Here is a 9951-nt window from a genome sequence, read left to right as displayed (position 1 = left end):
ACCGCCTCGCGGTGACATCGTTTTTATGTCAACCTTGGTCTAACAGAGCCATTATTAAAGCAGACGAAAATGCATGGGCTAGAGCCCCATAAAAGCGGTTGAGACCTCTTGCCGAAGAAATTCGGTGCCCCTCTTTATAGCCATGCTCCTGTAAAATCACCAAACAAACGATGAGTGGAACGAACAGGGATGTACCGGCAAAAGCGCTGCGCGCAAGGGACTCATCAGGCGCAGAAGGATCGATTGCATTCCAGAGGAAACCAATATCCTCCCCACAAACGCCATAGCCAAAGGCTAGCAACGTTGCTCCGTTATTTAGAAAGACACCGAAGAGAAGGCCGAACGCCAGCATAAGCGCAAGACCAAACTTCGCTGGAAACATCCCGTGCAAACGCATCATATCTGCCTTTATGGAATGGATCGCCCGCTTCATAGCGAGACCGCCTTCATCAAGCGCCTGTAATACTCTTTTAGGGACGACGCCTCATCCCTTATGACGTCCATCGATTCCTTTTTTAGCAGTTCGCCGTCATGAATAAACACGCAACTTGTTGCAACCGATGCCAACTCATTCAAATCATGGCTAGAGATGAGCATGGTCTTACCCTGTTCTCGATTCAATCGGCCGATAAGGGCCCATATACTCTCGATGCCCAGCGGGTCCAACCCATTTGCCGGCTCATCGAAAATTAGTACGTCGGTGTCGCCCAACAAAGCCGTAGCTATATCCAGTCGCCGTTTCATTCCCAGAGAAAAACTGCTCACGCTCTTTTTCTCATCGACGTCCAGCCCGACTAGGCCCAAGACGCGAGGAACCTCACGTTTCTCATCGAGCCCCCATTCCGCACATCGGATTTGAAGATTCTCAACCGCACTGAGAGATTGGTATGCTCCACTGGAATCTGGTACATAGCCGACACGCGTCCGCATCAGGCTAAGCTCTCTTTTTGACTTGCCTCCGAAGAGTTCCACGCTTCCCGACGATGGCTCACAGATACCCAAGACGATTTTAATGAGCGTGCTTTTGCCCGCCCCGTTTGCACCGACAAGGGCACAGAGCTCAGACTGATGCACCTCGAAGGAAACGTCATGCAAAACGTGCCGTTTCCCGTAGCGTTTTGAAACTTTTGATAGCTTTATCGCTGATGCGTTCACTGTCCTCCTGTTCCGCTTGATAACAAAACCGCTCATATCGTTCCTTCTTTCCTTTATCGTTTTTCATAGTTGTTATTGTTTTTCGATAACTCATATTTGTCAAGATAATCTATAAGAAGGAACCCGTGTTAGACACGGGTTCCCTCACGCTGATATTTCGTTTTAGTTGTTCACCTTAAGCTACTCGTCACTCAAATCGACAGCAAAGACTGATGTCGGAAGCGACGCCTCGTTGCCTCCGACATCCCGCATCTGTCTCACGACATTTTTCGCGCGCTCGACAATAAGCTCCTCAAGCTCTTTCTCGCTCACGCGCTGAATAATATCTCCCGGTTGACAATCAAGCTCATCACAGATATCGAGAAGCGTCTTTAGGCGAATAGCTTTTATCTTTCCGTTTCTAAGCTTTGAAATATTAGCCGGAGTATGCCCCGTCGCCCGAATCAGATCAGCGCTGGTCTTTCCGGTCTTAAGCAGCTGCGTCTCAAGCTCGATGATGAGATAGCTCATGTTTCCTCCTACACAAGCTCGTCAGACTGCTCTTGGAGCAGCGAAGCATAACTCCAGATCGCCGAGATAAACAAACAGACAACTGCGCCGATAAACGACCCCGCATCAAAGGTAGCGCCTTGGCAAATCTCAATAACGAAGGAATGGGGCACGATGTAAAGCTCCAGACCGCCAATGGTGAGATTGACCGATCCATAGGCATCAACAAGCGAAACCGCGGCGTTAACAGCAAAGGCAAGCGCGAGAACACGGATAAGCCGCACATGCGTCTTGGTAAAGGGCGAGACGCCCCGAGAGATGTTACGGCTGATCCCGCACAAAACGACAAGCGAAATACCCACGACGAGTGCCAGGCACAATCCGCTTGGGATAACGATGCTCCCGCCATCGAGAAGCGTCACGACACCGAAAGAATCGACAGAAACAACGTTTGCAACCGCATACCAGATCACGTAAACAACCAACGCGGCAAAAGCGACGAGCATTCCCGCAAAAACGACCGCCATGCAAAAGCCAAGCTTCCTTACAGTCTCGCCCGCCTTGGCCATACGCTGAACGCTGTTGGACATACACTCACCCTCATCGAATCTATCGTTATCCGAATAGTTTATCGAACAACGATATGGATTGCATGCGGAAAGCCCCGCCAGTGCGCATAGCCCATTCACTAATCAGAAGGGGTGAGAGTGGATTTTTGGACACGTATCGAACGAGAGTGGATAATCTCCCACTTTGAGGCCGCCACCGGGCCTAAAACGGGAGATTATCCACTCTCATAGTCATCAAGGCTCACAGCCTCTTATTCAGCCGCCTCGCGCAGGGCCGACATCGTAGCTGCATATTGCTGCTGCAGCGCATGCATTCCCTCGCGAGCGCCGTCAACGGCATCGGCGCCGCGCAGCTCCTCGGTCACCACGACCGCCGGCTCGTAGAGATTGTTGAATCCCAGGTTCTGGCTCACGCCCTTGAGCGTGTGCGCTGCCATAAACGCACTCTCGGCGTCTCCTGCCGCCATGGCGGCCTCCAGTTTGTCCATGCTCTCGTCATCCAAAAACTTGAGGGCAAAGCGGGCAAGCATCTCATCGCCCATCAGCCGAGCGCACGCGTCATCATAATTGGCGCCAATCTTCTCATACGCCTCACGCATGGAAATCATGGGTTAAAACTCCTTTTGTCAAACTAAATCGTGGGAAACGCGACGACGTCAGCGGGGCGTGCCAACGTCTCGGCAATTTGGTCTTGCACCTCGAGCAGGCAGTCGAGCAGCAGCGGGTTAAAGGTACCGCACTTACCGTCCAGGATCATCTGGATCGCTTCCTCGTGCGGGATAGCATCCTTGTACACGCGCACGCTCGTCAGCGCATCGTACACGTCGGCCACCGAAACCACCTGCGCGGCGATGGGGATATCGTCGCCCTTAAGGCCGTCGGGATAACCCCTGCCATCCCAACGCTCGTGGTGCCAGCGCGCAATCTGGTACGCATATTCCATAAGCGCATTGCCGGCGTGATGGCGGCCCAGTTCGAGCAGCATGTCGGCGCCGATCGTGGTATGCGTCTTCATAATCTCGAATTCCTCGGACGTGAGGCGCCCGGGCTTGTTGAGAATCGCATCGTCAATCGACATCTTGCCGATATCGTGCAGCGCCGAAGCCAGAGCAATCGTGGAGCGTTCCTCATTGTCGAGGAAGATATTGTCACTACGCTGGACCAGGCAGCCAAGCAGCAGCTCGGTCAGCTTCTCGATATTCGTAACGTGCCTGCCGCTCTCGCCATTGCGAAGCTCCATGACACCGGCCATGATGTCGATGAGCATGCGACTGTTCTTGACACGCTCGTTGTACTGCTGGGACAGCAGGCTCGTCAGACGGCGCTGTTTGGCGTATAGGCGGATGGTGTTGCTTACACGGCGGCGCACGACACGGGAGTCAAACGGGCGGTTGATATAGTCCGAGGCGCCCAGCTCATACGCGCGCAGCACCATATCATCGGAATCTTCGCTCGAGATCATGATGACAGGCAGATTGTCGATACCCGTTCGGCGCGACAGATCGGCCAGCACCTCAAAGCCGCTTATGCCCGGCATGACAATGTCCAGCAGCACGAGCGACAACTCATCGCCATAGCGGTCGACCATGTCGAGCGCCATACGACCGTTATCGGCCTCGAGGATGCAGTACTCGTCCCTGAGCATCTCGTTGAGAATGACTCGGTTCATCTCGGAGTCATCGACAATAAGCACCAAAGGCTTTTCGCTTTGGAAGGCCTCGATGGAATCGGCATCGGTCACGACCGTACCGGCTTTTGCCTTAGCGCGGCTCAATAACTGGACAGCGCGGCCAACGCCCTCATCGACCGTCTCGCCATGAATGCGAACGCCACCAACACATGCCGTCAAGCTCATGTACTCATGGCCCGGAATAATCGTGGCACGAACGGCATCGGACACCTGATGCAGGCGACGGGCGAAGTCATCGGAGGGAATATTGGGCATGACAACCACAAACTTGTCGCAGCCATAGCGCACAAGCTCGTCAGTCGAACGAATTCCGCTGCGTATGGCTGTCGCCACAGCACCGAGCGCAAGGTCGCCGGCATGACGGCCACACGTATCGTTGAAGACCCTAAAATCATCAAGGTCGATCATCGCAACGCCGGCATTCATACGGGCGCCGCGAAGCTTTTCCTCGTAATACCGGCGATTGTGCACACTCGTCAGCACATCGGTGTAGACAAGGTCCTCTTCTGCAGCCTCTTGCTCATCGATCGGACGCACCATCAGCAGGACATGAGGCTCGCCCTCGACCTTCAGGGGGCGCAGATGGGCGCGGTACTCAACGCCATCGTTGAGCAGTTGCTCCGACACCTCATCGGAATCTCTCAAGGCCTCAAGGCTCGACTGACGCAGACAAGGGCACCGATCGCCGGCGAGTAGGCAGTTAGGCTCGCTCTTAATCTGATCGGCCGACAGCAAACGTACCACGGGGTAGGTCTTCGCGACACGGGCGACCTCGGCGGCAGCCTCCTCGTCGGTTAGATTGGCCTCGTGATTATTGAGCATATGGGGCCCTTTCGATAGTTTCGCATGGTAGCGGTGGGTTCCAAATGTTACAAGAGTAACACCTTGCCGATGCAGGTAGGCACGTGAATGCTGTTACATTTTTATGAGTTGGCAGACGGCGCGATTGAAGCCGCAGACGTGAGGTTTTGAGCACATTTGTTAACACGGCCGAAACGTTTGCGGATGGAGCCTGTTTTGACTATTGCGGGTGCTAGAACCCCAGGATGCCACGGACAGCCCGGGCAGCCGCTGCCGGACGATCGCGCAGGCCGTTGTGCGCCCCGGGAATCGTTACGAGCGGACAGTCCAAAAGCTCAGCCGCCATCCTCGTGCCCGCCTCGCGGGGCGTGCCAATCGAGAGCTCGCCCAGGAGCACAGCGGCCACCGTTTTTGACGCGCGAACGCTATTCCAATCGGGAACGCAGGTCATAGTAATCCCGTATTCGTTCGCCATGAAACTGCGGCCGTTGCGCAGGGCATGTTTGGCTTCCGCCTCGGTTAACTTGGGGGCCTCAGGGTCCGAATCGCCGATGGCGCCCAGGAAGGCCCGCAATGCCCTGGAGACCTTTCCCGCGGCGATCATCTCGAGCAAAACCGGGGCCGCGCCCAGGCCGGCACCCTCATCCGTCACGGCGGGTTCATGCAGAATCGCACGCGAGATTATGGCGGGGTTTGCACGGAGAAGCTCCAGGGTCACCAGCGTACCGGCACTGTGCGCGAGCACGTTTGCCGGAGCGCCAATATGCTCGATAACGGCCTGCAGGTCGGCAGCCTGGACGGCGAGGTCGTAGCGTCCGTCTACAGCGTCGCCGCTCTCGCCGCAACCGCGGCGGTCGTAGGCAATGACGCGGTAGTCACAGGCGAGCTCGCGGGCGATACCGTCAAAAAAGGCACCGTCGACGCAGGCGCCGTGCACGCACACCAAGGCGGGTGTATCGGACGATACAACCGGGCCGGCATACTCGCGGCAGGCAATCGTGGTGCCCGCATTCTCGACCGCAAAATCCATACTGTGTTCCCATCGTCAATGCCCATCCAGTTGCACGTCAGTACGGTTGGATAGACCCGCATTGCCTTACGCCTTGTTAACAGATTAACTGTACCCGACCTGAGGCTTTTCATGGCACGGCATCATGAGCGACGTGAAAAAACGAAACTTGTAAAGCAAGAGCCCGCGCCTTGCTTTGGAGCCGATGCTATGCTTAGGCACAATTGTCTTGAGGAGCATATGCCTATGTCTACGTTTTTGAATGCCAGCCCCATCTTTGGGCCCGTTCGCAGTCGTCGCCTTGGCCTCTCGCTCGGCGTCAACATGATGCCCGCCAGCGGCAAAATCTGCACGTTCGACTGCATCTACTGCGAGAACGGCCTCAACGCCGAGCGCCCCTGCCACGAGCCGTATAACACGGCTGCCGTGGTGCTCGATGCACTCGAGGCAAAGCTGCGCGAGATGGCAACCGAGGGAGAGCTCCCCGATGTGATCACGTTTGCCGGCAACGGTGAGCCCACCGCCGCACCGGAGTTTCCGCAGGCCATCGCCGGTGCCGTCGCGCTGCGCGACGAGCTTGCCCCGAACTCCAAGATCGCCGTGCTCTCCAACGGCACGCGCGCCGACCGCCCCGAGGTACACGATGCGCTCATGATGGTCGACGACAACATTCTTAAGCTCGATACGGTCGACCCGGCGTTTATCCAGCTGCTCGACCAGCCTGTTGGCCCCTACGACGTCGAGCACCAGATCGAGACGTTCGCGAGCTTTGACGGTCACGTTATTATCCAGACGATCTTTTTGAGCGGCGAGCACCGGGGCAAGCTCATCGACAACACCGGCGAGGAGTACGTCGGCCCTTGGCTCGCGGCGCTCAAGCGCATTCGTCCGCAGGAAGCGACCATCTACACGGTGGCGCGCGAGACACCGGTCGCCGGCCTTGCTAAAGCGGCGCCCGAGGTGCTCGACAAGATTGCCGCACGTGTACGCGCCCTCGGCATCCCCTGCCAGGTGAGCTACTAGCGGAACCGCACAGCCGCCCAGGGCAGTCTTTTTGGGACGGGGCTGCGGGTGGGCTATACTAGCTGCGAATGAAAGGAAGTTAGCCATGTTTGACAATGGACCCGTGCCCGGCCGCAACGACGCTTGCTGGTGCGGCAGCGGCAAAAAATATAAGAAATGCCACAGCGCCTTCGACGAGCGCCTCGAGCGCCTGTGGGAAGAGGGCTGGGAGGTTCTGCCCCGCACGCTCTACAAGACGCCCGCCGATATCGAGGGCATCAAGCGCTCGGCCGCCATCAACGTAGGCGTGCTCGACTACGTGGGCGAGCACATCGCCGCGGGCATGACCACCAACCAGATCGACCAGATGATCTACGACTACACCGTCGAGCATGGCGGCACGCCGGCCGACCTCAACTACGAAGGCTACCCCAAGAGCGTGTGTACCTCGATCAACGACGTGGTCTGCCACGGCATCCCCTGCGATACGGACGTGCTGCACGAGGGCGACATCATCAACGTGGACTGCTCTACGATCTTGGACGGCTACTTTAGCGACTCGAGCCGTATGTTCTGCATCGGCGAGGTCTCGGCCGAGCGCCAGCGCCTGGTCGACGTCACTCGCGCCAGCGTGGAGGCGGGCCTGGCCGCCGTCAAGCCGTGGCTGCCGCTCTCTGTTATGGCCGAGGCCGTGCAAAAGACGGTCGAGGACGCTGGCTTTAGCGTGGTGCGCGAGTACGGCGGACACGGCATTGGCAAGGAGTTCCACGAGGACCCGTTTGTGGGCTTTACCACCGAGGCGCCCGATGTGGACACCATCATGGCCCCGGGCATGGTCTTTACCATCGAGCCCATGGTCAACGCCGGAGCGCCCGATATCAAGATTAGCAAGGGCGATGGCTGGTGCGTGCGCACCAAGGACGGCGGCGACTCGGCGCAGTGCGAGGTACAGCTCGTGGTGACCGAGGACGGTTACGAGCTGCTGAGCTGGTAACCATGGATGCGCCGGATGCTGACGGGCACGCTCGTCTTGCATCCGGCGTTTTTGTTTGAACGTTTTGTCTGATAAAACCTGCCAAAATAAACCTGTCCCTTTTTGGCAGGTTGAGCGGAGAGGAATTCTCTTGAACATCTTGGTTTTGCTGCCCGCCAACGATCGTCACCGCGCAATCCTCGAGTCGAGCGCTCCGGGCGAGGACTTTATCTACACGAGCGCCGACGCCGTCACGCGCGAGCAGGTTGCCGACGCCGACGTGATCCTGGGCAACATCGACCCTGCCCTGCTTGCCGCATGCGAGCACCTCCAGCTGCTGCAATTGCAGACCGCCGGCTATGACGACTACCTTGCCGCCGGCACCGTACCGGCTGAAGCCAAGCTGTCTTGCTCAATCGGCGCCTACGGTCAGGCCGTGAGCGAGCACATGTTTGCCATGGTCCTTTCCATGATGAAGCGCCTGCCCGGCTATCACGACTTGCAGTGCGAGCATCGCTGGGAGGATTTGGGGCAGGTTACCTCGCTCAAAAATGCCAACGTGCTGGTGCTGGGCGCGGGCGATATCGGCGGCCACTTTGCCACGCTCTGCCGCAGCATGGGCGCACACGTCCGCGGCATCAAGCGCCATCCGCTCGTTTACCCCATTGTGTTTGAGGACATGGACGGCATGGATGCCCTGCCCGAACGCCTGGCCGAGGCTGATATCGTCGCGTCCTTTTTGCCCAGCACGCCCGAGACCCGGGGTCTTGCGAATGCCAAGTTTTTCGCCGCGATGAAACCGGGCGCCTTCTTTGCCAACGGCGGCCGCGGCGATCTTGTGGTCGCCGACGACTTGGTTGCCGCCCTGGAGTCGGGACATCTTGCCGGCGCCGCGGTCGACGTCACCGATCCCGAGCCGCTGCCTGCGACAAGCCCCCTGTGGGACGCGCCCAACATGCTCATCACGCCGCATGTCTCCGGCTGGTTCCACCTAGAGGCCACGCTCAATAACGTGGTCGACATCGCCGCGGAGAATCTGCGTCACCTGCAGGCGGGCGAGACGCTACGTTGTTGGATCGAACACTAAGTATTACGCCGTTCTAACGAACGGCGTAATGAGCCGACGCTGCGAGCCCGTCTGGACGGCAATCTGCCTTTCAACTTCGGCGGCATGACCAGAAGGTCAATGCCGCCTTGTTTCAAGGCACCTTGCTCGCCCAGACGGGCTCTCGCTGACTTTTGTTCAACCTGTAGGGACTGGCTGGCGCGGCCCTGCCTGGGGGCATTCGCTGACTTTTATTCGACCTGCAGGGTCTTCAAATTGCTAGAGCGTTGCTAAGTAATTCTTTGCGTCTTCTACGCTCATTGCTGCGACGGGTGCGTGTGAACAGAGTTTGACATCGTTGGTGACCAGTAGATCCGCCTGAGCACGTATCGCTGCCGCAATGATTAAATCGTCTTCGTAATCGCTATGGAGCTCACGCTGTCTGCTCGCCATCCATATGTCACTCAGGTCGCAGGGTACCGACGTGGCAAGTTGCGACAACACGTCGAGGCAATCCCATGCAAGTGATGTCGACGCCACGGCAGCATCTTGAGAAAGCGAGCCGTGCTCTCGCCGATACCATGCCTTATGTTCGCTTGAAATCAAATGAAACAGGTCTTTGGACGATGTCGCCGCATACAGCAAATCAACCTGCGCCGTGCATGCATCGCGTAAAAACTCAATCGCCACCGAACGACCACGTCGTGAGGGAATGAAGTAATCGAGCCACACGTTGGTGTCAACCAAGATGCGCTTTGGAGTCTCACTCATAGAGCCAGCTCATCTCCTCGCCATAGCGATCCGCATAGGCATTCCGTTTGAGCTCTTCGTCGTCCGATGGCTGAGCCTTGACCATATCGATTCCCGACTCACAGCAAGCGGCAGCGAACAGCTTCGACCCCTGATCCATAAGCTCGAGCTTACGTTTGGCGGCCTTTTCGCGCTCGCGCTGTTCCGCCCGGGCACGACTGGGCAGCAGGATATCCTCGAGCGCACCGGGGCGATCGGCCAGCGATGCTGCAAGCTGCCAGAGCGCTCGCACCGCTTGGCTCGGCGTCATACCGGCCTTGGAGAGAGCGGCGTCCCCACTCCTTTTAAGATCGGCATCGAGACGTACGTTGATCTGAGCGGCTGTTGTGGTCATGACCCCTCCTTAATACTTCAAAATATCATAAAGCTCTATGGTAGATACGTAAAGCATGTATAGCATTTATAAGC

The 9951-nt window shown here is 57.4% G+C and carries 12 protein-coding genes; 3 read left to right on the top strand and 9 right to left on the bottom strand.

From position 1 onward, the window contains the following. Positions 1-28 precede the first annotated feature (28 nt). The 7 genes from DWW51_RS08240 to DWW51_RS08210 form a co-directional block, all read right to left on the bottom strand. Positions 29-433: a hypothetical protein gene (locus DWW51_RS08240; RefSeq protein WP_117774159.1), complete on the bottom strand. Its 405-nt coding sequence runs from the start codon at positions 431-433 to the stop codon at positions 29-31. Beyond that, positions 430-1191 carry an ABC transporter ATP-binding protein gene (locus tag DWW51_RS08235; protein WP_117774158.1) on the bottom strand — a complete coding sequence of 254 codons (762 nt, stop codon included), beginning with the start codon at positions 1189-1191 and terminating at the stop codon, positions 430-432. The genes DWW51_RS08240 and DWW51_RS08235 overlap by 4 nt, the downstream gene beginning before the upstream one ends. Before the next feature lie 144 nt (positions 1192-1335). Then, on the bottom strand, positions 1336-1665 hold the full coding sequence (locus tag DWW51_RS08230) for a helix-turn-helix transcriptional regulator (protein ID WP_117774157.1): 330 nt from the start codon (positions 1663-1665) through the stop codon (positions 1336-1338). 8 nt (positions 1666-1673) lie between these two features. Then, entirely contained in the window at positions 1674-2234 is a 561-nt protein-coding gene (locus tag DWW51_RS08225) for a hypothetical protein (protein WP_117774156.1), read from the bottom strand. A 230-nt stretch (positions 2235-2464) separates the two neighbouring features. Continuing rightward, entirely contained in the window at positions 2465-2821 is a 357-nt protein-coding gene (locus DWW51_RS08220) for an Hpt domain-containing protein (RefSeq protein ID WP_117774155.1), read from the bottom strand. Positions 2822-2844: 23 nt separating this feature from the next. Next, positions 2845-4725 carry a diguanylate cyclase gene (locus DWW51_RS08215; protein ID WP_117774154.1) on the bottom strand — a complete coding sequence of 627 codons (1881 nt, stop codon included), beginning with the start codon at positions 4723-4725 and terminating at the stop codon, positions 2845-2847. 211 nt (positions 4726-4936) lie between these two features. Next, positions 4937-5734 (bottom strand): alpha/beta fold hydrolase, encoded by a 798-nt coding sequence (locus tag DWW51_RS08210; RefSeq protein ID WP_117774153.1) that lies wholly within the window; start codon positions 5732-5734, stop codon positions 4937-4939. A gap of 225 nt (positions 5735-5959) precedes the next feature. Here DWW51_RS08210 and DWW51_RS08205 point away from each other — a divergent pair, with 225 nt between their 5' ends. The 3 genes from DWW51_RS08205 (at position 5960) to DWW51_RS08195 (ending at position 8775) form a co-directional block, all read left to right on the top strand. Then, the gene (locus DWW51_RS08205) at positions 5960-6736 is read left to right on the top strand and encodes a radical SAM protein (RefSeq protein ID WP_117774152.1); all 777 of its coding nucleotides are present in this window, start codon (positions 5960-5962) and stop codon (positions 6734-6736) included. A gap of 85 nt (positions 6737-6821) precedes the next feature. Next, a complete protein-coding gene (map, locus tag DWW51_RS08200) occupies positions 6822-7709 on the top strand; it encodes a type I methionyl aminopeptidase (RefSeq protein WP_117774151.1) in 888 nt (295 codons plus the stop codon). Between the two features lie 130 nt (positions 7710-7839). Continuing rightward, a complete protein-coding gene (locus DWW51_RS08195) occupies positions 7840-8775 on the top strand; it encodes a D-2-hydroxyacid dehydrogenase (protein WP_117774150.1) in 936 nt (311 codons plus the stop codon). Between the two features lie 237 nt (positions 8776-9012). Here DWW51_RS08195 and DWW51_RS08190 read toward each other — a convergent pair whose 3' ends face one another. Both DWW51_RS08190 and DWW51_RS08185 read right to left on the bottom strand, forming a co-directional pair. After that, positions 9013-9504, bottom strand: a complete 492-nt coding sequence (locus DWW51_RS08190; protein ID WP_117774149.1) for a PIN domain-containing protein — start codon at positions 9502-9504, stop codon at positions 9013-9015. Beyond that, positions 9497-9877, bottom strand: a complete 381-nt coding sequence (locus DWW51_RS08185; RefSeq protein ID WP_117584152.1) for a translation repressor RelB — start codon at positions 9875-9877, stop codon at positions 9497-9499. The genes DWW51_RS08190 and DWW51_RS08185 overlap by 8 nt, the downstream gene beginning before the upstream one ends. Positions 9878-9951: the final 74 nt, after the last annotated feature.

This window comes from Collinsella sp. AF15-51 (assembly GCF_003462845.1).
Lineage (GTDB): Bacteria > Actinomycetota > Coriobacteriia > Coriobacteriales > Coriobacteriaceae > Collinsella.
The sequence above is the reverse complement of the archived record's forward strand: the minus strand, read 5'-3'. Positions and strand labels throughout refer to the sequence as shown.